General features: G+C 54.2%; 22 protein-coding genes and 1 riboswitch. Of the genes, 6 read left to right on the top strand and 16 right to left on the bottom strand.

Annotated features, from left to right (window positions below):
- Positions 1–93: 93 nt before the first annotated feature.
- The 14 genes from murG to leuO form a co-directional block, all read right to left on the bottom strand.
- Positions 94–1,161: an undecaprenyldiphospho-muramoylpentapeptide beta-N-acetylglucosaminyltransferase gene (gene murG / locus J4650_RS12070; RefSeq protein ID WP_023203617.1), complete on the bottom strand. Its 1,068-nt coding sequence runs from the start codon at positions 1,159–1,161 to the stop codon at positions 94–96.
- Entirely contained in the window at positions 1,158–2,402 is a 1,245-nt protein-coding gene (gene ftsW / locus J4650_RS12065) for a cell division protein FtsW (protein WP_001239803.1), read from the bottom strand. Before ftsW ends, murG begins: the two co-directional genes overlap by 4 nt.
- Positions 2,402–3,718, bottom strand: a complete 1,317-nt coding sequence (murD, locus tag J4650_RS12060; protein WP_000796443.1) for a UDP-N-acetylmuramoyl-L-alanine--D-glutamate ligase — start codon at positions 3,716–3,718, stop codon at positions 2,402–2,404. The genes ftsW and murD overlap by 1 nt, the downstream gene beginning before the upstream one ends.
- A gap of 2 nt (positions 3,719–3,720) precedes the next feature.
- On the bottom strand, positions 3,721–4,803 hold the full coding sequence (gene mraY, locus J4650_RS12055; protein WP_000964138.1) for a phospho-N-acetylmuramoyl-pentapeptide-transferase: 1,083 nt from the start codon (positions 4,801–4,803) through the stop codon (positions 3,721–3,723).
- Positions 4,797–6,155 carry a UDP-N-acetylmuramoyl-tripeptide--D-alanyl-D-alanine ligase gene (gene murF / locus J4650_RS12050; protein ID WP_000626626.1) on the bottom strand — a complete coding sequence of 453 codons (1,359 nt, stop codon included), beginning with the start codon at positions 6,153–6,155 and terminating at the stop codon, positions 4,797–4,799. Before murF ends, mraY begins: the two co-directional genes overlap by 7 nt.
- Positions 6,152–7,639, bottom strand: a complete 1,488-nt coding sequence (gene murE, locus J4650_RS12045) for a UDP-N-acetylmuramoyl-L-alanyl-D-glutamate--2,6-diaminopimelate ligase (RefSeq protein ID WP_000775065.1) — start codon at positions 7,637–7,639, stop codon at positions 6,152–6,154. The genes murF and murE overlap by 4 nt, the downstream gene beginning before the upstream one ends.
- Entirely contained in the window at positions 7,626–9,392 is a 1,767-nt protein-coding gene (gene ftsI / locus J4650_RS12040) for a peptidoglycan glycosyltransferase FtsI (protein ID WP_000642235.1), read from the bottom strand. The genes murE and ftsI overlap by 14 nt, the downstream gene beginning before the upstream one ends.
- A 15-nt stretch (positions 9,393–9,407) precedes the next feature.
- A complete protein-coding gene (gene ftsL / locus J4650_RS12035) occupies positions 9,408–9,773 on the bottom strand; it encodes a cell division protein FtsL (RefSeq protein WP_000625651.1) in 366 nt (121 codons plus the stop codon).
- Positions 9,770–10,711, bottom strand: coding sequence for a 16S rRNA (cytosine(1402)-N(4))-methyltransferase RsmH (gene rsmH / locus J4650_RS12030; RefSeq protein ID WP_000970444.1), 942 nt, complete (start codon positions 10,709–10,711; stop codon positions 9,770–9,772). The genes ftsL and rsmH overlap by 4 nt, the downstream gene beginning before the upstream one ends.
- A 1-nt stretch (position 10,712) precedes the next feature.
- Positions 10,713–11,171, bottom strand: a complete 459-nt coding sequence (gene mraZ, locus J4650_RS12025) for a division/cell wall cluster transcriptional repressor MraZ (RefSeq protein ID WP_000488296.1) — start codon at positions 11,169–11,171, stop codon at positions 10,713–10,715.
- 605 nt (positions 11,172–11,776) lie between these two features.
- Positions 11,777–12,781 carry a catabolite repressor/activator gene (gene cra, locus J4650_RS12020; RefSeq protein ID WP_000762392.1) on the bottom strand — a complete coding sequence of 335 codons (1,005 nt, stop codon included), beginning with the start codon at positions 12,779–12,781 and terminating at the stop codon, positions 11,777–11,779.
- Positions 12,782–13,064: 283 nt separating this feature from the next.
- On the bottom strand, positions 13,065–13,556 hold the full coding sequence (gene ilvN, locus J4650_RS12015) for an acetolactate synthase small subunit (RefSeq protein ID WP_001563086.1): 492 nt from the start codon (positions 13,554–13,556) through the stop codon (positions 13,065–13,067).
- 2 nt (positions 13,557–13,558) lie between these two features.
- Complete coding sequence (ilvI, locus tag J4650_RS12010) at positions 13,559–15,283, bottom strand: acetolactate synthase 3 large subunit (protein WP_000425604.1); 1,725 nt, start codon at positions 15,281–15,283, stop codon at positions 13,559–13,561.
- A gap of 321 nt (positions 15,284–15,604) precedes the next feature.
- A complete protein-coding gene (gene leuO, locus J4650_RS12005; protein WP_001115420.1) occupies positions 15,605–16,549 on the bottom strand; it encodes a transcriptional regulator LeuO in 945 nt (314 codons plus the stop codon).
- Between the two features lie 656 nt (positions 16,550–17,205).
- On the opposite strand from leuO, the gene leuL reads away from it, so the two are divergent.
- The 5 genes from leuL to leuD all read left to right on the top strand — a co-directional run bounded on the left by leuL (position 17,206) and on the right by leuD (position 22,061).
- Positions 17,206–17,292 (top strand): leu operon leader peptide, encoded by an 87-nt coding sequence (leuL, locus tag J4650_RS12000; RefSeq protein WP_001575587.1) that lies wholly within the window; start codon positions 17,206–17,208, stop codon positions 17,290–17,292.
- A gap of 87 nt (positions 17,293–17,379) precedes the next feature.
- Entirely contained in the window at positions 17,380–18,951 is a 1,572-nt protein-coding gene (leuA, locus tag J4650_RS11995) for a 2-isopropylmalate synthase (RefSeq protein ID WP_000082819.1), read from the top strand.
- Positions 18,951–20,042: a 3-isopropylmalate dehydrogenase gene (gene leuB / locus J4650_RS11990; protein ID WP_000042336.1), complete on the top strand. Its 1,092-nt coding sequence runs from the start codon at positions 18,951–18,953 to the stop codon at positions 20,040–20,042. Before leuA ends, leuB begins: the two co-directional genes overlap by 1 nt.
- Positions 20,043–20,044: 2 nt before the next feature.
- Positions 20,045–21,445, top strand: coding sequence for a 3-isopropylmalate dehydratase large subunit (gene leuC, locus J4650_RS11985; protein WP_001140634.1), 1,401 nt, complete (start codon positions 20,045–20,047; stop codon positions 21,443–21,445).
- A gap of 10 nt (positions 21,446–21,455) precedes the next feature.
- Positions 21,456–22,061, top strand: coding sequence for a 3-isopropylmalate dehydratase small subunit (gene leuD / locus J4650_RS11980; RefSeq protein WP_000818265.1), 606 nt, complete (start codon positions 21,456–21,458; stop codon positions 22,059–22,061).
- A 53-nt stretch (positions 22,062–22,114) separates the two neighbouring features.
- On the opposite strand, the gene J4650_RS11975 is transcribed toward leuD, so the two are convergent.
- Positions 22,115–22,396 (bottom strand): DUF5339 family protein, encoded by a 282-nt coding sequence (locus tag J4650_RS11975; protein ID WP_000755259.1) that lies wholly within the window; start codon positions 22,394–22,396, stop codon positions 22,115–22,117.
- Between the two features lie 317 nt (positions 22,397–22,713).
- Positions 22,714–22,836 carry a glucose uptake inhibitor SgrT gene (gene sgrT / locus J4650_RS11970; RefSeq protein ID WP_001248755.1) on the bottom strand — a complete coding sequence of 41 codons (123 nt, stop codon included), beginning with the start codon at positions 22,834–22,836 and terminating at the stop codon, positions 22,714–22,716.
- Positions 22,837–22,928: 92 nt separating this feature from the next.
- Here sgrT and sgrR point away from each other — a divergent pair, with 92 nt between their 5' ends.
- Positions 22,929–24,587, top strand: coding sequence for an HTH-type transcriptional regulator SgrR (gene sgrR, locus J4650_RS11965; protein WP_001139040.1), 1,659 nt, complete (start codon positions 22,929–22,931; stop codon positions 24,585–24,587).
- A 46-nt stretch (positions 24,588–24,633) separates the two neighbouring features.
- A riboswitch (TPP riboswitch) is annotated at positions 24,634–24,733 on the top strand.
- Positions 24,734–24,742 lie beyond the last annotated feature (9 nt).

Genomic DNA, 24,742 nt, shown 5'->3' with positions numbered 1-24,742 from the left:
CGCCATACTTCAAATTGCAGATGCGTTGGCTTGCCTGCAACCCAAATTATTGAGGGTAGAAAAACCCTGCGATGCAAAAGGCACCGCCACAAATTATGTCCGGGCAACCCGGCTGACTTCACTGGCGACGCGTTCGGTAGCATCCGGAATGGATACCGCGCGGGCACGCTCCGCCATGGTTAACAACGCCTCGCGCGACCACCCCGCCAGGGTGTCGGCGACAGCCTCTACAGTAAACTGCGGCTGCTCAAAAATCTTAGCTGCGCCGGCGTTTTCTAACGGCAGCGCATTCCAGTACTGCTGCCTGTCTTTATGCTGAAACGGCACGAATATCGCCGGTAACCCGGCGGCGGCGATCTCGCTCACCGTTAAAGCGCCGGAACGACATACCACTACATCCGCCCACGCATAGGCGGCGGCCATGTCATCGATAAATTCCGTTACCTTATGCTGCGGTTGTCCCGCCCCGGCATATGCCTGCTCTACCGTGAGCTGCGCGCCTTTTCCGCTTTGATGCCAGATTGTAACCGTATCGCCCAGTCTGGCGGCAACCTGCGGCATCGTCTGGTTCAGGACTCGCGCCCCCTGAGAACCGCCGACCACCAACACGCGAATCGGGCCGTCACGACCGGCCAGACGCACCTGCGGCAACGGCAACGCCAGTACGTCGGTACGCACCGGGTTACCCACCACTTCCGCGTTCGGAAACGCACCGGGAAACGCCTGCATCACCGTGGTCGCGATTCTGGCCAGCCACTGATTGGTTAGCCCGGCGATACCGTTTTGCTCATGCAAAACGACCGGAATACCCAATGACCAGGCGGCAAGACCGCCGGGGCCGGAAACATAACCGCCCATTCCCAGCACGACATCCGGCTTAAACCGCTTCATGATCGCCCGCGCCTGCCGCCAGGCGTTAAAAATCCGCAGCGGCGCCGCCAGAAGCGCTTTTACGCCTTTACCGCGCAGACCGGAGATCCGAATAAAGTCAATATCGATGCCATGCTTCGGCACTAAATCCGCTTCCATACGATCGGCGGTACCCAGCCAGCGAACCTGCCAGCCCTGGGCCATTAAATGATGCGCAACGGCCAGTCCGGGGAACACGTGCCCGCCGGTACCGCCCGCCATCACCATTAACCGCTTCGGTTGACCACTCATCGAGAACCTCGTGTAAACGCCTGCGCTTTTTCCAGACGCGTTTCATAATCAATACGTAATAAAAACATAATGGCCGTCGACATAATCAACAGACTCGACCCGCCATAACTGATCAGCGGCAGCGTAAGACCTTTGGTCGGCAGCATCCCCGCGGCCGCGCCAACGTTTACCAGCGCCTGGAAACTAAACCAGATACCGATAGAACACGCTAAAAATCCGGAAAAACGGTGGTCAATCTCCAATGCCTTACGGCCAATCGACATCGCGCGAAAAGCGACGAAGAATACCATTAAAAGCGCCAATACCACACCGATATAACCCAGTTCTTCCCCAATAATGGCGAAGATGAAATCGGTGTGCGCCTCCGGCAAATACTCCAGTTTCTGCACCGAATTCCCCAGCCCTTGCCCCCATATCTCACCGCGACCAAAAGCCATCAGCGACTGCGTCAGCTGATAACCGCTGCCGAACGGATCTTCCCAGGGGTTCCAGAACGAGGTAACGCGGCGAATACGATACGGTTCGGCGAGGATTAACAGAATCACCGCCGAGATGCCCATCCCGATAATGGCGATGAACTGCCATAATTTCGCCCCGGCGAGAAACAGCATCGCCAGCGTGGTGACAAACAGTACGACCACTGTCCCGAGGTCAGGCTGCGCCAGCAGTAACACCGCCAGCACCAGAATCACGCCCATTGGTTTTAAAAAGCCGCGCAGGTTATTTCGCACTTCATCAACCTTACGCACCAGATAGTTCGCGAGGTAGCAGAACAGCGACAGCTTGGTAAACTCCGCAGGCTGAATACGCAGCGGCCCCAGCGCAATCCAGCGCGACGCCCCGTTAACCGAGCTCCCGACGACCAGCACGATAAGCAGCATAATGATCGACGCAATCAGCATCGTCGTGCTGTATTTTTGCCAGAAGGTCATGGGCAAACGTAGCGTGACCATCGCCAGACAAAATGCCAGGAAGATATAGAGCGCATCACGTTTGGCAAACAAAAACGGATCGTTCGCCAGGCGCTGCCCGACTGGCATGGAGGCCGACGTCACCATGACAAAACCAATCGCCGCCAGCCCGAAGGTCAGCCATAGCAGCGTGCGGTCATACATGATCAGACTGTCGGCGTCTTTATCGCGCGAAGCCATCACCCAGCCTTTAAGCGCCGCAAACAGCCAGGCCAGGAGGCCAAAGCCTGGTACGCGCGGCATTCTCAGACGGGGGAGAGATAAACGCATCAACCTAACTCCTTCGCCAGACGGGTAAAGACATCGCCCCGTTGCTCAAAATTTTTAAACTGATCGAGGCTAGCGCAAGCGGGCGACAGCAGCACCATATCACCCGGCTGAACGCGCGGCGCCAGCAAACGCATCGCCTCTTCCATCGTCTCAGTCTGTTGGGCGATTTCCGGACGCAGTGCGGCAAGCTGCGCGCCATCGCGCCCAAAGCAATACAGGCGGATACGGTCGCCGGTCAGATAGCGCGCCAGCGGAGAAAAGTCTGCCGACTTACCGTCGCCGCCCAGCAGCAGATGCAGCGTACCGTCCACATGCAAACCGTTTAGCGCCGCTTCGGTACTGCCGACGTTGGTCGCTTTCGAGTCATTGATCCAACGTACGCCGTTATGCTCCAACGCCAGCTGGAAGCGATGCGCCAGACCGGTAAATGTCGTCAACGCCTTCAAACTGCTGGCGCGCGGCAGACCTACGGCATCCGCCAGCGCCAGCGCCGCTAACGCATTGGTATAGTTATGCTGCCCGGAAAGCTTCATCTCTTTCACGTTCAGCACCTTCTCGCCTTTGACTCGCAGCCAGGTTTCGCCCTGCTGACGATTAAGGTGATAATCACCCATATTGACGCCAAAGCTGACGCAGCGCTCATCGGCCCCACGAACCGGCATCGTCAACGCATCATCGGCATTCACTACGCACACTTTCGCCTTCTCGTAGACGCGCAGTTTCGCCGCCCGGTACTGTTGCAAACCAAACGGATACCGGTCCATATGATCTTCAGTGACGTTGAGCACTGTTGCCGCCGCCGCTTGCAAACTTGAGGTAGTTTCCAGTTGGAAACTGGATAATTCCAGCACGTACAATTCGCGATCGGCATCCAGCAGCATCAGCGCCGGAAGACCGATATTGCCGCCAACGCCGACATTGACGCCCGCCGCTTTCGCCATCTCGCCCACTAAGGTGGTCACGGTGCTTTTGCCGTTCGAGCCGGTGATGGCCACAATCGGCGCCTGCGCTTCGCGGCAAAACAGTTCGATATCGCCGACAATTTCCACTCCAGCGCTGGCGGCAGCGCTAAGAGAGGGATGTGCCAGAGCAATACCAGGGCTGGCGACGATTAAATCCGCCGCTAAGAGCCACTCGTCGTTCAGGCCGCCAACGTGACGCTCAACCTCTTGCGGCAGCTTATCCAGACCCGGCGGCGTCACGCGAGTATCCATCACCCGCGGCGTCACGCCGCGGGCGAGAAAAAAGTCCACGCAAGAGAGTCCGGTTAAGCCCAGACCGATAATGACGACGTTTTTGTCCTGGTAATCAGCCATGATTAACGTACCTTCAGCGTTGCCAGGCCAATCAGCACCAGCATCAGCGAAATAATCCAGAAGCGCACAATCACGCGCGGTTCCGGCCAGCCTTTCAGTTCATAGTGGTGATGGATAGGCGCCATACGGAAAATACGCTGTCCGCGTAGTTTAAAGGAACCCACCTGCAGGATGACCGACAGAGTTTCCACCACAAAGACGCCGCCCATGATCACCAGCAGGAACTCCTGACGCAGCAGCACGGCGATAATGCCCAACGCGCCGCCCAACGCCAGCGATCCGACGTCGCCCATAAAAACCTGCGCCGGATAGGTGTTAAACCACAAGAATCCTAATCCCGCGCCGACAATCGCCGTACAGACAATCACCAGCTCGCCCGCATGGCGTAAATACGGAATATGCAGGTAATTGGCGAAGTTCATGTTCCCGGTCGCCCAGGCCACCAGCGCAAAGCCGGCGGCAACGAAAACAGTCGGCATAATCGCCAGACCATCAAGCCCGTCGGTCAGGTTTACGGCGTTACCCGTACCGACGATGACAAAGTAGGACAGCAGAATGTAAAACAGCCCCAATTGCGGCATAACATCTTTAAAGAACGGCACCACCAGTTGGGTCGCGGGCGTGTCTTTCCCGACGAGATAAAGCGCAAAGGCCACGCCGAGCGCGATAACCGACATCCAGAAATATTTCCAGCGCGCAATCAGCCCTTTGGTATCTTTCCGCACCACTTTGCGGTAGTCATCGACAAAACCGATAATGCCGTAGCCAATCAATACCACCAGCACGCACCAGACGTACGGGTTAGACGGGTAAGCCCATAACAGAACGGAAATCACAATCGCCGTCAGGATCATGATGCCGCCCATCGTCGGCGTACCGCGTTTACTGAAGTGCGATTCCGGGCCATCGTTACGTACCACCTGGCCAAAAGAGAGTTTTTGCAGACGAGCGATCATACGCGGGCCCATCCATAAAGAGATGAACAGCGCGGTCAACAGGCTGACGATGGCGCGAAACGTCAGATAAGAAAAGACGTTAAAGCCGGAATAATATTTGACCAAATGCTCGGCCAGCCAAACTAACATGAACCTTTCTCCTGTAACGCATGAACCACATCTTCCATCGCGGCGCTGCGTGATCCTTTCACTAAAATAGTCATCATCGGTTGCTCCTGAAGCAGAGCGTGTAAACGCGCAATGAGCGCGGCTTTATCGGCAAAATGTTCGCCGACGCCGCTGGCGTGGCTGATAGCCTGACTGAGTTTTCCGGTGCTTAACACGCGATCAATACCCGCCGCTTTTGCGGCCTCGCCAACCTGGAGGTGGCACGCTTCGCTTTCTGCGCCCAGCTCGGCCATATCGCCTACCACCAGCACGCGGTAGCCGGGCATTTCAGAAAGGACCTGCACTGCGGCGGTCATCGAACCGACGTTGGCGTTATAAGCGTCATCCAGTACCAGTTGGTTTTCACTTAGTTGAATCGGGAACAGACGCCCGGGTACGGCTTTTAACGCCGCCAGCCCTGCTTTAATCGCCGTCAGCGTCGCCCCCACCGCCATTGATAAAGCAGCGGCCGCCAGCGCGTTGGCAATATTGTGCCGCCCCGGCAACGGCAGCAGCACATCAATGCTGCCCATCGGCGTTTGCAGGGTAAATTCGGTACCGTGTGACGTCACGTGGATATTCGCAGCGGTAAAGTCGCTGTTTGCCGCATTCGGCGAAAATCGCCACACCTGACGATCGCCAATAATGCTTTGCCAGTTCAGCCAGTCATTATTATCGGCATTCATAATCGCGATACCGTTCTCAGGCAAACCGGTATAGATTTCGCCTTTCGCTTTCGCCACGCCGGCCAACGAGCCGAAGCCTTCCAGATGCGCCGCCGCCAGGTTATTGACCAGCGCCGCTTCCGGGCGCGTCAGGCTAACGGTCCAGGCGATTTCTCCCTGGTGATTAGCGCCTAACTCGATTACCGCATAGTCATAATCATGGTTTAAGCGCAGCAGCGTTATCGGCACGCCGATGTCGTTGTTAAAATTGCCTGCGGTATACAGAGTATTTCCGCACTGGCTAAGAATCGCGGCGGTCATCTCTTTGACCGAGGTTTTGCCGGACGAACCGGTTAACGCCACCACCCGCGCCGGTACCTGCATACGTACCCAGGCGGCCAGTTGGCCAAATGCCTGACGCGTGTCTTTTACAATCACCTGCGGGAGATCGATATCCAGAGGACGACTGACCAGCAGGGCGCCAGCGCCGTTCGCTTTTGCTTTATCAGCAAAATCATGCGCATCAAAGCGTTCCCCTTTCAGCGCCACGAACAGGCATCCCGGCGTCACTTTCCGTGTGTCGGTAATGACCGTATCGAACGTGAGATCCGCCCCGCGGTGTTCGGCGCCAAGGACATCGGCAATTTTGCTGAGCGTTACGCTAATCATGCGATCACCCCCAGCAAACGCGCTGCGGTCACGCGGTCTGAATAATCAAGACGCTGCGTGCCGACAATCTGGTAATCCTCGTGCCCTTTACCTGCAATCAGCACGACGTCATTGTCTTTTGCCTGCATAATGGCATTGGTTACCGCCTCAGCGCGGCCTTCCATTACCCTGACCTGCCCGGCGTCCAGCATTCCGGCCAGAATATCGTTGATAATGGCGCGCGGCTCCTCGGTACGCGGGTTATCGTCAGTCACCACGACGATATCCGCGAATTCTTCGGCAATGGCCCCCATGAGTGGGCGCTTACCTTTGTCACGATCCCCGCCACAGCCAAAGACGCACCACAATTTTCCGGCGCAGTGCAGGCGCGCCGCCTGCAACGCTTTTTCCAGCGCATCCGGTGTGTGCGCGTAATCCACCACCACCGTCGGTTTGCCTGGCGCAGTGAACACTTCCATACGCCCGCAAACCGGCTGCAAACGCGCGGCGGTTTTCAGCAAATCCGTTAACGGATAGCCCAGCGCCAGCAGCGTCGCCAATGCCAGCAGTAAGTTGCTGACGTTAAACGCGCCCATCAGGCAGCTTTCGATTTCGCCTTCACCCCAGCTTGAAGCAAAACGAATCGTCGCTCCGCGGTCGTGGTACTCCACCGCCTCCGCTTTCAGCCAACGACCGTGACAGTTAGGGTTGATATGCCCTTCCATTGAAACCGCGACCGCATCGGGTAGCGACGCCAGCCAGCGGCGTCCAACTTCATCATCGGCGTTGACGATTGCCTGACCGTGATGGTGGGTGGAATAAAGCATCCATTTTGCTGCCTCGTAATGCGCCATATCGCCATGATAGTCGAGATGGTCGCGGCTCAAATTAGTAAACACGGAGGCGGCAAATTTCAACGCCGCCACGCGATGCTGCACCAGGCCGTGAGAAGAGACTTCCATCGCGCCGAAGGTCGCGCCCTGCGCAACCAGACTGGCCAGCACATGCTGAACATCCACAGCGGAACCGGTTGTGTTCTCCGTCGGGATCACTTTACCCAACAGTCCGTTGCCTACCGTTCCCATCACTGCGCTGGTTTCGCCGAGCAACTGGCTCCACTGCGCCAGTAGTTGGGTGGTGGTGGTCTTGCCATTGGTGCCGGTCACCGCCACCAGACGCATGTTTTCAGATGGCTCATGGTAAAAGCGGCCCGCCAGCGCAGATAAACGCTCATTGAGCTGGCTGAGATAGACGACCGGTACGCCGTGCATTTCGCGAATCTCACCGTCGGCCGCCTCGTCTTTCGCCTCTGCAATAATGGCAGCTACGCCTTGCGCTATCGCCTGCGGGATATATCGACGCCCGTCCGCCTGATGACCCACCACTGCCACAAAGAGATCGCCCGCCGCAGCCACACGGCTGTCGAGCGTCATCTCTCGCAGTTCTCGCGCGGGTAGTCCAGCCACCCACGGAGCAAGAAGGTCGCGCAAATTACGATCTGCCACCTGTTCCCTCGCCTTGATTAATTACGAATTCATTTTTTTCGCCCGTTGCCAGCGCGTCCGGTTCGATGTTCATGGTGCGCAGAACGCCGCCCATGATGGCACCAAATACCGGCGCGGAAACGGCGCCGCCGTAGTATTTACCCGCCTGCGGATCGTTGATGACAACCACCAGCGCGAAGCGCGGCTGACTCGCAGGCGCGACGCCTGCGGTGTAAGCAATGTATTTGTTGATGTAGCGACCGTCCGGCCCCACTTTTTTCGCCGTACCGGTTTTAATCGCGATACGGTAGCCTTTAATCGCTGCCTTCACGCCGCCGCCGCCCGGCAGCGCTACGCTTTCCATCATATGCACCACGGTGCGTACGGTGGATTCAGGGAAGATGCGTTCGCCGGGTACAGGCGGATCAACTTTGGTAATCGACAGCGGGCGATAAATGCCATAGCTGCCGATCGTTGCATAGACTCGCGCTAATTGTAACGGCGTTACCATTAGCCCGTAGCCGAAAGAGAAGGTGGCCCTCTCTATGTCGGACCACCGTTGTTTTTGAGGATATAAGCCACTGCGTTCTCCGACCAACCCCAAATTGGTCGCCTTTCCTAGCCCAAAACGTGAGTAAGTATCTACTAACGCTGAGGACGGCATCGCTAACGCCAGTTTGGATACACCGACGTTACTCGACTTCTGTAGAACCCCGGTCAGGGTTAATTCGCTGTAGCGCGCCACGTCTTTAATTTCGTGGCCGTTAATTCGGTATGGAACGGTATTCAACACCGTATTTTCGTTGACGATACCGCGCTGAAGCGCAGTCATCACCACCATCGGCTTAACCGTAGAACCCGGTTCAAACACGTCGGTGATGGTACGGTTACGCATCGCGTCTTTCGGCGTACCGGCAAGGTTGTTGGGGTTATAGGAAGGGCTATTCGCCATCGCCAGTACTTCACCGGTATTGACATCGACCAGCACCGCGCTACCGGATTCCGCCTTGTTAAACGCCACCGCGTTGTTCAGTTCGCGGTAAACCAGCGCCTGTAAGCGTTCATCAATGCTTAACGCCAGGTTGTGCGCTGCCTGACTGTCAGTGGAGGAGATATCCTCAATCACGCGGCCATAGCGGTCTTTACGCACGATTCGCTCGCCAGGCTGACCGGTAAGCCACTTATCAAAGCTCTTTTCAACGCCTTCAATCCCCTGACTATCGACGTTGGTAAAACCGATGAGGTGAGCGGTTACTTCTCCTGACGGGTAGTAGCGGCGTGATTCTTCACGCAAATGAATCCCCGGCAGTTTGAGTTTTTTGATGTAGTCCGCCATGTCAGGATTTACCTGGCGCGCCAGATAAATAAAACGCCCTTTCGGGTTGGCGTTGATACGGGCGGAGAGCTGATCGAGCGGAATATTGAGCGCAGTAGAAAGCGCTTTCCAGCGATCGCCGACGCTGATGCCGCCGGCGTCATGAACTTCTTTAGGGTCGGCCCAGATCGCCTTAACCGGTACGCTGACCGCCAGTGGACGCCCGGAACGATCGGTAATCATACCGCGTGAGGTGGAGACTTCCTGAACACGCAGCGAACGCATATCGCCCTGACGCACCAGCATATCCGGGGCGATAATCTGTAGCCACGCCGCGCGTCCAAGTAAAAAAACCAGCGCCAGTAAAATACAGCCGCACAGCAACGCAAAACGCCAACTGATGAAGTTGGTCTGTTCTTCCTGGCGCTTCGATTTTTGCGTTTTTGCCGCTGCTTTCATGCGTCGCGTTTATCCTTATTTTTGCACTACGATATTTTCTTGGGACGGATCAACATGCTGCATTTGCAGCTTTTCCGTTGCGATCCGCTCCACCCGGCTGTGATCGCCGAGCGCATTTTCTTCAAGGATCAGGTTGCGCCATTCAATGTCCAATGCATCGCGCTCCAGAACCAGTTGTTCACGCTGCGCGGTGAGTAAACGAGTATGGTGCGCCGTCGTGACCACCGTCACCGCCGTTAAAATGATGCAAATGAACAAGCAGAGTGGCAGCTTCCCGAACCGCAAAAGATCGTCACCGATCACGCCAGGCAAGGCATGGCGCTCGTTGCTTCCTATCGATCCCTTCACTTTGCTTAGGGCTTCTGTCACTCTGCTGATCATGCGTTCGTCCTCTCTGCGATACGCAGAACTGAACTACGGGCCCGAGGATTTTCAGCTACCTCTTTTTCACCCGGCATCAACTTGCCTAACGCTCGTAACTCACGACCGCCCAGTTTTTTGAGCTGCGCTTCCGTCATCGGCAATCCCGCCGGCACCTGCGGACCGCGGCTTTGCTCACGCATAAAGCGTTTCACAATACGGTCTTCCAGCGAGTGGAAACTGATGATTGAAAGCCGCCCGCCTGGGGCCAGTACGCTGAGCGAGCTTTTTAGCGCCTGCTCTATCTCCTCCAGTTCACTGTTTACCCAGATGCGCACCGCCTGGAAGGTACGGGTCGCGGGATGTTTGAATTTGTCTTTTACCGGGGTCGCCGCCGCAACCACTTCCGCCAGCTCTTTGGTGCGGGTCATCGGCTGTTCGCGATTGCGCTCAACAATGGCGCGAGCAATACGTTTGGCAAAACGCTCCTCGCCGAATGTTTTCAGCACCCAGGCGATATCCGCCTCCTCCGCCGTTTGTAACCACTCGGCGGCAGACTGGCCGCGCGTCGGGTCCATTCGCATATCCAGCGGACCGTCGCGCATAAATGAAAAACCGCGCTCCGCATCGTCAAGCTGCGGAGAAGAGACGCCAAGATCGAGAAGGATCCCGTCAATCTTGCCGGTAAGCTCGCGCTCGGCGACATAATCAGCCAGCGCGGAAAAAGGTCCATGAATGATGGAGAAGCGAGGATCATTAATGGTCTGTGCAACGGCGATCGCCTGCGGATCGCGATCGATCGCCAGCAAGCGCCCCTCTTCGCCCAGTTGCGAGAGGATCAGGCGCGAGTGGCCGCCGCGACCAAATGTGCCATCAATATAGATACCATCCGGACGAATATTCAGCCCATTAACGGCTTCATCCAACAGTACCGTAGTGTGTTTAAAATTTTCCATCATCTTATAGAGACAAGTCCTGCAGCCGCTCCGATAACGTTTCGGTAGCTGACTGTTCAGCGTCGATATCTTCCTTGACCTGTTGATACCAGGTCGTTTCATCCCACAGCTCAAATTTGTTGAACTGTCCAACCAGCATCACTTCTTTCGTCAGTCCGGCATGTTGCCGCAGAACTGGCGCGATCAGTAATCGACCTGCACCATCCATCTGACATTCGCTGGCATGGCCCAACAGTAAACGCTGTACGCGACGTTCTACCGGGCTCATGCTCGACAGACGAGATAACTTTTGCTCAATAATTTCCCATTCAGGCAGGGGGTAAAGCAGCAGGCATGGGTGATGGATGTCAATGGTACATACCATTTGACCGGTAGCGCTCTCGATCAGTTGCTCCCGATAACGGGTCGGCACGGTCAGGCGCCCTTTACTGTCGAGATTGACTAACGTTGCCCCCCGGAACATGCCAGTCTCACCCCTTCTTACCACTTTATCCCACAAATTCCCACTCGAAGGAGTTTACGGAGCGGAGGAAAAGCTTGTCAAGCAAGTCACAACGCTTACCTAAGTAAAAAAGCCAATGTTTACGGCGAATATCTGCGTTGATTAATTTCCACCCAGCGTGCAAGCCAAATTAACGTTATGAATATTTGTAAGAAAAAAACCAAAGACCCACCGCCGTTTAAAACGGACTCAATATAATCCGAGAAAAATATAAAGTGTCAGTTTGCGACGCGAGCGGCATTTTAGGACATATTGCACCGTGTTAACAGTGCCTGTTTAACGTGTGCGGCGCCTGCTATACCAGCGCCTACGAGCGACTGTCGCGCCAAAGACAAAAAGTGGCTGTTAATTCGACGATTTCTTGCCTGCTTGTAACAAAACAAGACAAAGGAAAAGACTCGTTACGTCTTAATTAGTGGAATATGGACGATTTCGGACAAAAGAAAGGTAATAAAAAAGAATTTTCGGATAATTTTAAGGAATAATCTTAATTATTTAAGGGATATTTTTACTGATACGCATTTGTTTGACGGCGGCAGAAGAGAGAGTCTTTTACCGCCGGTCCTTTAGCTACGGCTCAGAATGCCGCGACGATACAGGTTTCGCCGAATACGCGTTAAGCCGGGTTTCGGTTTACGCGGTTCATCAAGACTTGCCAGCACAATCTCCAGCACGCGTTCCGCGACATCACGATGACGCTGCGCCACCGCCAGTACCGGGCATTGCAGAAAATCCAGCAGCTCATGATCGCCGAAGGTCGCAATCGCCAAATCCGAGGGCAGTTTTCCATCGCGCCGCAGCGTAACGTCCATCACGCCCTGTAATAGCGCGAACGATGTCGTAAAGAGCGCCTGCGGCATAGGATGCGTTTCCAGCCATTTCTCAAACAACTGCGCGGCGGCTTCGCGCTCATAGCTGTTGGCATATAAGAAATTCACCTCCCGCGGATCGTCTTTCCATGCGGTGCGGAACCCCTGTTCGCGCAGGAAACTGACGGACAACTCCGGCAGCGCGCCCAAATAAAGCACCTTTTCCGCCGGGAATTTACGCAGCTCTTCCGCCAACATCTCGGCATCATCCTGATCGGCGCCGACCACGCTGGTGAAATGTTCGCGATCCAGCGCGCGGTCGAGCGCGACGATGGGGAACGGATCGTTGGCCCAGCGTTGATAGAAGGGATGCTCCGGCGGTAACGAAGTTGAAACAATGATTGCATCCACCTGGCGTTGCAAAAGGTGCTCAATGCAGCGCATTTCGTTATCCGGCTGATCTTCAGAACAGGCGATCAGCAGTTGGTAGCCACGCTGGCGTGCCTGGCGCTCAAGATAGTTTGCGATACGGGTGTAGCTCGTGTTTTCAAGGTCCGGGATCACCAGACCAATGGAACGTGTGCGTCCAGCACGCAGCCCGGCAGCCACAGCGTTAGGATGGTAATTGTGCTCACGCACTACCGCCATGACTTTTTCTACGGTTTTGTCGCTCACGCGGTATTGCTTTGCTTTACCGTTTATAACGTAGCTTGCAGTTGTGCGCGAGACACCGGCCAGCCGAGCGATTTCATCCAGTTTCACAATTGCCCCTTGTGTAAATTGTACAAACCATAACCTTTATGTCGGCATGGGTTAAAATCGTTAACATCTAAGCGCAGTTTGATCACTCCGGCAACCGCTTTTATTCCGGGTTACCACGGATTTCGCAAAAAAAAGCCCAACCGGTGATATTGGGTTGGGCGATAATTCCTGTTGGCTGATATCCGGCAAACCTGCCTGATGGCGCTACGCTTATCGGACCTGGGCCAGATATCAGCCTGTAGACCGGATAAAACGCAAGCGCGTCGTCATCCGGCGAATCAGCTCAGCGCATAATCTTATCGCCGCGCGAAAGCCCGACGACGCCTGAACGCGCCACTTCAACAATTTTCGCCACGTCGCGCAGCGAGGCCAGAAAAGCATCCAGTTTATCGCTGGTGCCCGCCAGTTGAACGGTATACAACGTTGGCGTAACGTCAATAATCTGACCACGGAAAATTTCCGTATTACGCTTCACCTCTTCCCGTCCGTAGCCGCTGGCCTGGATTTTCACCAGCATGATTTCCCGCTCAACGTGCGCTCCCTGTCCCAGCTCGCTGACGCGCAGCACATCAACCAGCTTGTGCAGTTGTTTTTCAATTTGCTCAAGCACTTTTTCATCGCCTACCGTCTGGATAGTCATGCGCGACAACGTCGGATCGTCTGTCGGCGCGACGGTCAGGCTTTCAATATTATATCCGCGTTGCGAAAAGAGGCCGATAACCCGCGATAACGCCCCAGATTCGTTTTCCAGTAATACCGATAAAATCCGGCGCATCATCAGGTCCTCTCCGTTTTGCTTAACCACATTTCGTCCATCCCGCCCCCGCGAATCTGCATCGGATAGACATGCTCGCTGCCATCAACGGTGACATCGACGAACACCAGTCGGTTATTACGCACATGCTCAAGGGCTTCGCTGAGTTTACTTTCCAGCTCATCCGGACGGTTAATCTGCAGCCCGACATGGCCATAGGCTTCCGCCAGGCGCACAAAATCCGGTAACGACTGCATATAAGACTGAGAATGGCGACCGGAATAGATCATATCCTGCCACTGTTTCACCATCCCCAGATAACGGTTGTTCAGGTTCAGAACCAGTACCGGCAGTTCATACTGTAAGGCTGTCGACAGCTCCTGAATGTTCATCTGTATGCTGCCATCGCCGGTCACGCAGACCACCATTTCTTTCGGCAGGGCCATTTTAACGCCCAGCGCAGCCGGTAGGCCAAAACCCATCGTGCCGAGCCCGCCGGAATTAATCCAGCGACGTGGTTTATCGAACGGGTAATAGAGAGCGGCAAACATCTGGTGTTGTCCTACATCGGACGTCACGTAAGCGTCGCCCTTCGTCAGACGCCAGAGGGTTTCAATCACCGCCTGGGGTTTAATGCTTTCGCTTTCCGCGTCATATTTCAGGCACTGACGGGCGCGCCAGCTCTCTATCTGCTGCCACCAGTCGCGAATATCATCCTGCGGCTGAGACGGCGCATCCTGCGCCAGTAGCTCCAGCATTTGTTCCAGTACCAGGCGGGCATCGCCTACCACCGGGATATCAGCGTTAACCGTTTTGGATATGGACGTCGGGTCAATGTCGATGTGTAATACCGTCGCGTTCGGACAATATTTAGCGAGATTATTCGTCGTGCGGTCGTCAAATCGTACGCCAACAGCGAAAATCACGTCGGCGTTATGCATGGTCATATTGGCTTCATAAGTGCCATGCATTCCCAGCATTCCTAACGACTGGCGATGAGTAGCAGGAAACGCGCCCAGTCCCATTAATGAAGAGACCACCGGCAGGTTAAAGGTTTCAATGATGTGGCGCAGCGGCGCATAGCAGGCCGCGCTTATCGCCCCTCCCCCAACGTAGACCACCGGCTTTTTTGCCGACGCCAGCGTTTGCAAGGCACGCTTAATTTGTCCTTTATGTCCTGATGTTGTGGGATTGTAAGAGCGCATACTGACCGTCTCCGGCCAGGCATACGGCATTTTTTTCGCCGGATTCAAAATATCTTTAGGCAAATCCACGACCACCGGCCCAGGACGTCCGCTTGCCGCCAGCCAGAAGGCCTTTTTAAGCACCAGGGGAATATCTTCCGTCTGTTTGACCAGGAAGCTATGTTTGACCACCGGTCGGGAAATCCCCACCATGTCGCACTCCTGAAAGGCATCATAGCCAATCAATGAGGTGGCGACCTGGCCGGAAAGAATCACCAGCGGAATGGAATCCATATAGGCCGTAGCAATCCCGGTAATCGCATTGGTCGCTCCCGGTCCGGAAGTCACCAGCACCACGCCAACGTCGCCAGTGGCTCGCGCCAGGCCATCCGCCATATGCACCGCGGCCTGCTCATGACGCACCAGCACATGATCGATCCCTCCAACGGTATGTAGCGCATCATAAATATCAAGCACTGCGCCTCCAGGATAGCCGAACACCTGCTTTACGCCTTGATCGATAAGCGATCGGACGACCATCTCGGCTCCAGACAACATCTCCACGGCTTGCCTCCACTTTATACCTGTCATCACGGTTTGACGGACACCTTAACCGCTCGCTATCACGCCTGGCAATTGGGTGGAATGACGTAAAGATGGGGAAGGTTAGAATAATCAGGAGGCAAGAAGAGAAGAAATGGAGAAATACTCCGTCTGAATCACACCAGGTAATAAATAATCGCTTATAAATGCAGACTTACAGCAATTCATCTATTTTTCACAGCGACGAAAAGAATCGCTCACCGTTAATTCAGCATAAAATTTTTGATATACGCTAAAAAGCAGAATAAACCAGAATTTGTTTCTGATTTATTCTGCCCGGTTTTATCGCTTACAAACAGAAACTAATAAATCTTCCATCCATTGATGCCCTTTATCACGCCCAGCCGCTTCATGCCAGGAAAGGTAGCATGTCCGGCTATTCAGTTTTAAAGGCAACGGCAATATTTGCAGATCCAGCGACTCCGCAAACTCTTCCGCCAGCCAGCGCGGGGCAATAGCGACCAAATGCGTCTGCGAAACCACGTTCAGAACGCTGATAAGCGCCATGCCCTGATAAGCCACGCTCGACTGTTTATCCGGCGTGTCATACCACGGCTGACTAAATGACGCATAACGATCGAGAGAAACAACCGCATGTTGTTCATTATAAACATCGCCTTCCAGTAGCGGGCCGCTAATACGCGGGTGTTTTCGGCTGGCGACTAAAACCATTTCATCTTTAAATAGCGGTACGCTGGTAAACTCAGGACGACGGAATTCTTCATAACTAATAACGAACTCGGTTTCCTGATAGCGTAACTGATGCTCAGTATTCTGATTCAACGACGCTTTAAAAACGACATGAATATTTGGCGCAATTTTTTCTACACGATTATAAATCTGTGACGTCAGGATATTATCCAGCGGACTGCACACGCAAAGATTGAATACACGTTCGCTGCTGGTCGGCTCAAACCCCGATCCCGGCAATTCATTTTGCACCAATTGCAACGCCTGACGGACTGAACCAAATAACTGAAATGCACGGGCAGTCGGCTGAATTCCTCGTCCATATCGAACAAAAAGTTCGTCATTAAACATAACCTTCAGACGCGCTACGGCGTTACTAACCGCAGGCTGCGACATTCCCAGCGTGTGGGCGGCGCGCGTAATATTCTGCTCTTGCATTACCGCATCGAACACGGTCAATAGGTTCAAATCAACCATGCGAAGCTGTGGTTTGCCCATATCTAAAAGATGCGGCTTTTCGGTTTTGACCTCTGGCATATTTAACTCCACTGTCACGCTTAACTCCCTTTTTCTGGCTGAAGGCAGAAATAATTCCTGAAAATATGATTTACCATGCATATAAAATAAGAAAAAGGGAAAGCGTTAAAATTCGGAAAACATAAAGACGCTGACAGAGACAAATAGAATGCCAGCGCAAGCATAATGTGTCCTGAGTCACACCATTGCGATTCATAATGTTTAAATTACGCAAGCAATATAACCATAACTATGGCGAATACACAATCATACACCAAGTGAATGATCATTTAAGTTTCAATTAAATGTTTATATTATTAATAGCTAAAAAGTTAACATTAATTTATCAATAACTTTATCCTTATCCATTAAGTAAACAAGGTTATTTGTTAAAATATAAAACAAATCAAAAAGATAAACCAAACCTTTAGCATACCTTTAACAGGCCATTCCCCTAACCAATTTGCAAACAAAAATGCCTAAATATTTCAAACAATGAAAAGTATGAATGTCCACTCGTTCTTTTATCCTTTATTGGACGCGCAGCCCAGCACAATTAGCTAAAGTACGTATCCGGATATCGTCAACAAAATGCAATGGCGACAGAAAATAGAGTTGACATTAAACGGCATATCCAGTACCACTAAAAGCATAACGCATTCGCTGGAGCTGAATTAATGTCACATATCGTTCGTTTCACTGGGCTACTACTACTCAACGCATTTATTGTGCGCGGTAGACCGGTGGGCGGCATTCAACATTAAGTCAGCTCGAAGTCAAACAAAACCCGCGCCGTTGCGCGGGTTTTTTTATGCCTGACGCAAGGCGCCCCTGGAGACAAGGACCACATCATGAGCCAGCAAGTCATTATTTTTGATACGACCTTACGCGACGGCGAACAAGCGTTACAGGCCAGCCTGAGCGCGAAAGAGAAGCTGCAGATTGCCCTGGCCCTTGAGCGCATGGGTGTTGATGTCATGGAAGTAGGCTTCCCGGTCTCTTCTCCGGGTGATTTTGAATCTGTCCAAACCATCGCCCGCACCATCAAAAACAGCCGCGTTTGCGCCCTGGCGCGTTGTGTAGAAAAAGACATCGACGTCGCGGCACAGGCGCTGAAGGTCGCCGACGCGTTTCGCATCCATACTTTTATCGCCACCTCGCCAATGCACATCGCCACCAAGCTGCGCAGCACGCTGGATGAGGTCATCGAACGCGCGGTATACATGGTTAAGCGGGCGCGTAATTACACTGATGACGTAGAGTTCTCCTGCGAAGATGCTGGCCGGACGCCTGTTGACGATCTGGCGCGCGTGGTGGAAGCCGCTATAAACGCCGGCGCGAGAACCATTAATATTCCCGATACCGTGGGCTATACCATGCCGTTTGAGTTCGCGGGAATCATTTCCGGCCTGTATGAACGTGTCCCCAATATCGACAAAGCCATCATCTCCGTTCATACCCACGACGATTTAGGGATAGCGGTAGGCAACTCGCTGGCGGCAGTACATGCGGGCGCGCGTCAGGTTGAAGGCGCGATGAACGGTATCGGAGAACGTGCCGGTAACTGCGCACTGGAAGAAGTGATCATGGCGATTAAAGTGCGCAAAGACATCATGAACGTACACACCAACATCAATCACCACGAAATCTGGCGCACCAGCCAGACCGTCAGCCAGATCTGTAACATGCCGATCCCGGCCAACAAAGCGATTGTCGGCAGCGGCGCTTTCGCCCACTCTTCCGGCATCCACCAGGATGGCGTCCTCAAGAACCGCGAAAACTATGAAATCATGACGCCAGAGTCCATCGGTCTGAACCAGATACAGCTGAACCTGACCTCCCGCTCTGGCCGTGCCGCCGTGAAACATCGCATGGAAGAGATGGGTTACAAGGACACAGACTACAACATGGACCACCTGTACGACGCGTTCCTGAAGCTGGCGGACAAAAAAGGCCAGGTGTTCGACTATGACCTGGAAGCGCTGGCGTTTATTAATAAACAGCAAGAAGAACCAGAGCATTTCCGTCTGGATTACTTCAGCGTGCAGTCCGGCTCCAGCGATATCGCCACCGCTTCCGTGAAGCTGGCCTGTGGTGAAGAGATCAAGGCCGAAGCGGCGAACGGCAACGGCCCGGTCGACGCCATCTATCAGGCGATTAACCGCATCACTGGCTACGACGTTGAGTTGGTTAAATACGACCTGAACGCCAAAGGCCAGGGCAAAGACGCGCTGGGTCAGGTCGATATCGTCGTGAACCATCATGGTCGCCGCTTCCACGGCGTCGGGCTGGCGACGGATATCGTCGAATCCTCCGCCAAAGCGATGGTGCACGTACTGAACAATATCTGGCGCGCCGCCGAAGTTGAAAAAGAATTGCAACGCAAAGCTCAAAATAAAGAGAACAACAAGGAAACCGTGTAATGTCGAAGAACTATCATATTGCCGTACTGCCGGGCGACGGTATCGGCCCGGAAGTCATGGCGCAAGCCCTGAAAGTTATGGATGCGGTACGCAGCCGTTTTGATATGCGTATCACCACCAGCCGCTATGACGTCGGCGGTATTGCTATCGACAATCATGGTCATCCACTGCCGAAAGCCACCGTTGAAGGGTGCGAGCAGGCGGATGCCATTCTGTTTGGCTCCGTCGGCGGCCCGAAATGGGAAAATTTGCCCCCGGAAAGCCAGCCAGAGCGCGGCGCTCTGCTGCCGCTGCGCAAACATTTCAAATTATTCAGTAACCTGCGTCCGGCGAAACTGTATCAGGGACTGGAAGCATTTTGCCCGTTGCGCGCCGATATCGCCGCTAACGGTTTCGATATCCTGTGCGTGCGCGAGCTGACCGGCGGGATCTATTTCGGACAACCAAAAGGCCGTGAAGGCAGCGGTCAGTACGAAAAAGCCTTTGATACCGAAGTTTATCACCGCTTTGAGATCGAGCGCATTGCCCGTATCGCCTTTGAATCGGCGCGTAAACGCCGCCGTAAAGTCACCTCTATTGATAAAGCCAACGTACTGCAAAGCTCTATCCTGTGGCGTGAGATCGTCAATGATGTCGCGAAAACGTATCCCGATGTGGAACTCGCGCACATGTATATCGATAACGCCACCATGCAGTTGATTAAAGACCCGTCGCAGTTTGACGTACTGCTGTGCTCTAACCTGTTCGGCGACATTCTGTCCGACGAATGCGCCATGATCACCGGCTCAATGGGGATGTTGCCCTCCGCCAGCCTGAACGAGCAAGGATTTGGCCTGTATGAACCGGCTGGCGGCTCCGCGCCGGATATCGCCGGGAAAAATATCGCCAACCCAATTGCGCAGATCCTGTCGCTGGCGCTGCTGCTGCGCTACAGCCTGGATGCCAACGATGCGGCAACAGCCATTGAACAGGCGATCAATCGCGCATTAGAAGAGGGCGTTCGCACCGGCGATTTAGCCAGGGGCGCTGCCGCAGTCAGTACCGATGAGATGGGCGATATTATCGCCCGCTATGTCGCAGAAGGGGTGTAATCATGGCCAAAACGTTATACGAAAAATTATTTGATGCCCACGTGGTCTTTGAGGCGCCAAACGAAACGCCGCTGCTGTACATCGACCGCCACCTGGTGCATGAAGTCACCTCGCCGCAGGCGTTTGATGGTCTGCGCGCGCACCATCGTCCGGTACGTCAGCCAGGGAAAACCTTCGCCACGATGGATCACAACGTCTCGACGCAGACCAAAGACATTAATGCCTCCGGTGAAATGGCGCGTATCCAGATGCAGGAGCTGATTAAGAACTGTAACGAATTCGGCGTCGAACTGTATGACCTGAATCACCCATATCAGGGCATCGTCCATGTGATGGGGCCGGAACAGGGCGTCACCCTGCCGGGCATGACCATCGTCTGCGGCGACTCCCACACCGCCACCCATGGCGCGTTTGGCGCGCTGGCCTTCGGCATCGGCACTTCTGAGGTAGAACATGTACTGGCGACGCAAACCCTGAAACAGGGGCGCGCTAAAACCATGAAGATTGAAGTCACGGGCAACGCCGCGCCGGGCATTACCGCCAAAGACATCGTGCTGGCGATCATCGGTAAAACCGGCAGCGCCGGCGGCACCGGGCACGTGGTTGAATTTTGCGGCGACGCTATCCGCGCGCTGAGTATGGAAGGCCGCATGACTCTGTGCAATATGGCGATTGAGATGGGCGCCAAAGCCGGTCTGGTCGCCCCGGATGAAACCACTTTCAACTACGTAAAAGGGCGTTTGCACGCGCCGAAGGGCCGCGATTTTGACGAAGCCGTCAAGTACTGGAAAACGCTGAAAACCGATGACGGCGCGACTTTTGATACTGTCGTCACCCTGCGAGCAGAAGAGATCGCGCCGCAGGTGACCTGGGGCACGAATCCGGGCCAGGTGATTTCCGTCACCGACATCATCCCCGATCCCGCCTCCTTTAGCGATCCGGTTGAACGCGCCAGCGCCGAAAAAGCGCTGGCTTATATGGGCTTACAGCCGGGCGTACCGTTAACGGACGTTGCTATCGATAAAGTCTTTATCGGCTCTTGTACCAATTCGCGCATTGAAGATTTGCGCGCGGCGGCGGAAGTCGCCAAAGGGCGCAAAGTCGCGCCGGGCGTACAGGCACTGGTGGTGCCGGGTTCAGGTCCGGTGAAAGCGCAGGCGGAAGCGGAGGGTCTGGACAAGATCTTTATCGAAGCAGGATTTGAATGGCGCTTACCGGGCTGTTCCATGTGCCTGGCCATGAATAATGACCGCCTGAACCCGGGCGAGCGCTGCGCATCCACCAGCAACCGTAACTTTGAAGGCCGTCAGGGCCGCGGGGGTCGCACGCATTTAGTCAGCCCGGCGATGGCCGCCGCTGCCGCCGTTACCGGCCACTTCGCCGACATTCGCAGCATCAAATAAGGAAACTACCATGGCAGAGAAATTTACCCAGCATACCGGCCTGGTTGTCCCACTGGATGCCGCCAACGTCGATACCGATGCAATTATCCCTAAACAGTTTTTGCAGAAGGTTACGCGCACCGGTTTTGGCGCCCATCTGTTTAACGACTGGCGTTTCCTGGACGAAAAGGGCCAACAGCCAAATCCGGAATTCGTGCTGAACTTTCCGGAATATCAAGGCGCGTCGATTCTGTTAGCGCGGGAAAACTTTGGCTGCGGCTCTTCACGCGAACACGCGCCGTGGGCGTTGACCGATTACGGCTTTAAAGTGGTGATCGCGCCAAGCTTCGCCGACATTTTCTACGGCAACAGCTTTAACAACCAACTGCTGCCGGTAACCCTGAGCGACGCACAGGTCGATGAGCTGTTTGCTCTGGTGAAAGCCAATCCGGGGATTCATTTTGAAGTGGATCTGGAAGCACAGGTGGTGAAAGCAGGCGATAAAACCTATAGCTTTAAAATCGACGACTTCCGCCGCCACTGCATGTTGAACGGTCTGGACAGCATTGGGCTGACGCTGCAGCACGAAGACGCGATTGCCGAGTACGAAGACAAGCAGCCTGAGTTTATGCGTTGATACCAAAACGACCAGCAATAAGCGATACTCATCGCTTATTGCTGGTATCTATCTTATTTTAATCCCAGAGCCTGTTTAATCTGAACCATTGACGCCAGAGCCTGCTTACACGCAGCATCCTGGTCGGATGCAGCTACAGTTTCCAACTGTTTTTTTGACGCTTCGAGTTGAGGCTTCATCGCGTCAACTTGCTGTTTTGCCTGTTCACTCGTTGCTGCAGCCTGCTCAACCAGGGCATCAATATCATTAAAATATTGCTGACAACTTTCAGCCATTGCCGCGAAAGAGGAGTTGGACATAGCAAAAAGCGCTGCAAGCAAAAAAACCTTTTTCATTATCATTCCTTTGTACTAAACACGTTAAAGCACCATGCGATAACGCGTATAAGATTAGCGATGATAAAAATAAAAAAAGTCTGTTTCAGTACCATGCAAAATGGCGCTTGTCACGCAACATTACACGTCTTTTACTCGCCCGCTCACCCCCGCGTGACCACAGAAACCGCCGCATAAATCCCGTTGAGACGCCGTCCCATCGTCGTCATCCAGAAACAGCCGAAATAAAAAAAGCCAGCAGATATTATCTGCTGGCGGGTGATTTTAGGCTATCGCCTACACCAATACTCAGTCACACATGATGTCTGCAATTGGCTTCAATCGGTCGCCTCCCACTGCATCAGTTCCGCGAGCATTTTTAAGCGCTGCGGCGCGCTCAGGCAAGCCAGCCAGGACGTTTTTTCCGTCGCGGCAAAATATCTCAACCAGAACTGGCGCATAGTGACCTCTTCCTCTTGCTTCATCGAAAGATATTATTGGCCTAATATAGGGATAATAAAATTGCTGAGTTTTTCATCGGAGTTCCCCTTTTATGCCCTCAGGTCGCCTGCAACAACAATTTATCCGTCTCTGGCAATGTTGTGACGGTAAAACGCAAGACACCACGCTTAATGAGCTGGCGGATCTGCTGAACTGTTCGCGTCGCCATATGCGTACGCTGCTAAATACGATGCAGGCGCGCGGTTGGCTAACATGGGAAGCCGAGGTTGGACGCGGAAAGCGTTCGCGTCTGACGTTCCTGTATACCGGACTGGCGCTGCAACAGCAGCGGGCGGAAGACCTGCTGGAACAAGATCGAATCGATCAACTGGTACAACTGGTCGGCGATAAAAGCGCTGTCAGGCAAATGCTGATTTCCCATCTGGGACGCAGCTTCCGCCAGGGGCGGCATATTCTGCGGGTTCTTTACTATCGTCCGATGCACAATCTCCTGCCGGGAACCGCATTACGTCGCTCGGAAACTCATATTGCCCGGCAAATTTTCAGTTCGCTCACGCGGGTAAATGAGGAAAACGGGGAACTAGAAGCGGATATTGCGCACCACTGGCAGCAAATTTCCCCTTTACTGTGGCGCTTCTACCTGCGCCCCGGCATTCATTTTCATCATGGCCGCGAGCTGGAGATGGAAGATGTCATCTCCTCGCTGACGCGTATCAATACGCTTCCGCTTTACTCGCACATCACAAAGATAGACTCCCCTACCGCGTGGACGCTGGATATTCATCTTTCCCAGCCGGATCGCTGGTTGCCGTGGCTGCTGGGCCAGGTCCCGGCGATGATTTTGCCGCGGGAGTGGGAAACGCTGGCTAATTTCGCCAGCCACCCTATCGGCACCGGGCCTTATGCCGTGCGGCGTAATACGCCAAACCAGCTCAAGATACTCGCCTTTGATGATTACTTCGGCTATCGGGCGTTGATAGACGAAGTGAACGTCTGGGTACTGCCGGATATCAGTGAAGAACCGGCCTGCGGCTTGATGCTGGAAGGGCCGATACAAGGCGGTGAAAAAGCGATAGAAAGCCGACTGGAAGAGGGGTGCTATTACCTACTATTCGACGCCAGAACGCCGCGCGGCGCACATCCGCAGGTCAGAGAATGGGTAAGCCACGTCCTCTCCCCCACCAATTTACTCTATCATGCCGATGAACCGCTACAGCAGCTCTGGTTCCCGGCCTATGGGCTTTTACCGCGCTGGCATCACGCCCGTCCAGGCCCGGGCGAAAAACCCGCCGGGCTGGAAACCCTCACGCTGACCTTCTATCGCGAACACATTGAGCACCGGGTTATCGCCCGTATCATGAGCGCGCTTCTGGCTGAACATCAGGTGCATCTGCATATTCAGGAGATCGACTACGATCAATGGCACGCCGGCGAGATCGAAAGCGATATCTGGCTCAATAGCGCTAACTTTACGCTGCCGCTGGATTTCTCGCTGTTCGCGCACTTGTGCGAAGTACCGCTCTTGCAGAACTGCATTCCGCGCGACTGGCAGGGCGACGCCGCGCAGTGGCGCGCTGGCGAGATGAACCTGGCGAACTGGTGCCAGCAACTGCTGGCCAACAAAGCGATTGTGCCGTTGATCCACCACTGGCTGATTATCCAGGGACAGCGCAGTATGCGCGGGCTGCGCATGAATACCCTCGGCTGGTTTGATTTTAAATCGGCGTGGTTTGCGCCGCCAGATCCTTAACGCCAGCTCTTGATTGCTGCCCGGCAACAAAATCACTACACTAACGCCGAACTCAACGGGGTGCCGCGCTCATGCGCGCGCTGAGAAAATACCCGTCGAACCTGATCCGGATAATGCCGGCGAAGGGATTTGAGGCTACCTCTCAAGTCCTTTGC

The organism is Salmonella sp. 32120201201600049SM (assembly GCF_017572835.1).
Taxonomy (GTDB): Bacteria; Pseudomonadota; Gammaproteobacteria; order Enterobacterales; family Enterobacteriaceae; genus Salmonella; species Salmonella enterica.
This window is presented reverse-complemented; position numbering and strand designations above follow the sequence as displayed.

What these genes read in the sequence shown, in the direction of transcription:
- murG (WP_023203617.1), bottom strand. Translation starts at nt 1,161, where the DNA reads ATGAGTGGTCAACCGAAGCGGTTAATGGTGATGGCGGGCGGTACCGGC.
- ftsW (WP_001239803.1), bottom strand. Translation starts at nt 2,402, where the DNA reads ATGCGTTTATCTCTCCCCCGTCTGAGAATGCCGCGCGTACCAGGCTTT.
- murD (WP_000796443.1), bottom strand. Translation starts at nt 3,718, where the DNA reads ATGGCTGATTACCAGGACAAAAACGTCGTCATTATCGGTCTGGGCTTA.
- mraY (WP_000964138.1), bottom strand. Translation starts at nt 4,803, where the DNA reads ATGTTAGTTTGGCTGGCCGAGCATTTGGTCAAATATTATTCCGGCTTT.
- murF (WP_000626626.1), bottom strand. Translation starts at nt 6,155, where the DNA reads ATGATTAGCGTAACGCTCAGCAAAATTGCCGATGTCCTTGGCGCCGAA.
- ftsI (WP_000642235.1), bottom strand. Translation starts at nt 9,392, where the DNA reads ATGAAAGCAGCGGCAAAAACGCAAAAATCGAAGCGCCAGGAAGAACAG.
- ftsL (WP_000625651.1), bottom strand. Translation starts at nt 9,773, where the DNA reads ATGATCAGCAGAGTGACAGAAGCCCTAAGCAAAGTGAAGGGATCGATA.
- rsmH (WP_000970444.1), bottom strand. Translation starts at nt 10,711, where the DNA reads ATGATGGAAAATTTTAAACACACTACGGTACTGTTGGATGAAGCCGTT.
- mraZ (WP_000488296.1), bottom strand. Translation starts at nt 11,171, where the DNA reads ATGTTCCGGGGGGCAACGTTAGTCAATCTCGACAGTAAAGGGCGCCTG.
- ilvN (WP_001563086.1), bottom strand. Translation starts at nt 13,556, where the DNA reads ATGCGCCGGATTTTATCGGTATTACTGGAAAACGAATCTGGGGCGTTA.
- leuO (WP_001115420.1), bottom strand. Translation starts at nt 16,549, where the DNA reads ATGCCAGAGGTCAAAACCGAAAAGCCGCATCTTTTAGATATGGGCAAA.
- leuL (WP_001575587.1), top strand. Translation starts at nt 17,206, where the DNA reads ATGTCACATATCGTTCGTTTCACTGGGCTACTACTACTCAACGCATTT.
- leuA (WP_000082819.1), top strand. Translation starts at nt 17,380, where the DNA reads ATGAGCCAGCAAGTCATTATTTTTGATACGACCTTACGCGACGGCGAA.
- leuB (WP_000042336.1), top strand. Translation starts at nt 18,951, where the DNA reads ATGTCGAAGAACTATCATATTGCCGTACTGCCGGGCGACGGTATCGGC.
- leuC (WP_001140634.1), top strand. Translation starts at nt 20,045, where the DNA reads ATGGCCAAAACGTTATACGAAAAATTATTTGATGCCCACGTGGTCTTT.
- leuD (WP_000818265.1), top strand. Translation starts at nt 21,456, where the DNA reads ATGGCAGAGAAATTTACCCAGCATACCGGCCTGGTTGTCCCACTGGAT.
- J4650_RS11975 (WP_000755259.1), bottom strand. Translation starts at nt 22,396, where the DNA reads ATGAAAAAGGTTTTTTTGCTTGCAGCGCTTTTTGCTATGTCCAACTCC.
- sgrT (WP_001248755.1), bottom strand. Translation starts at nt 22,836, where the DNA reads ATGCGCCAGTTCTGGTTGAGATATTTTGCCGCGACGGAAAAAACGTCC.
- sgrR (WP_001139040.1), top strand. Translation starts at nt 22,929, where the DNA reads ATGCCCTCAGGTCGCCTGCAACAACAATTTATCCGTCTCTGGCAATGT.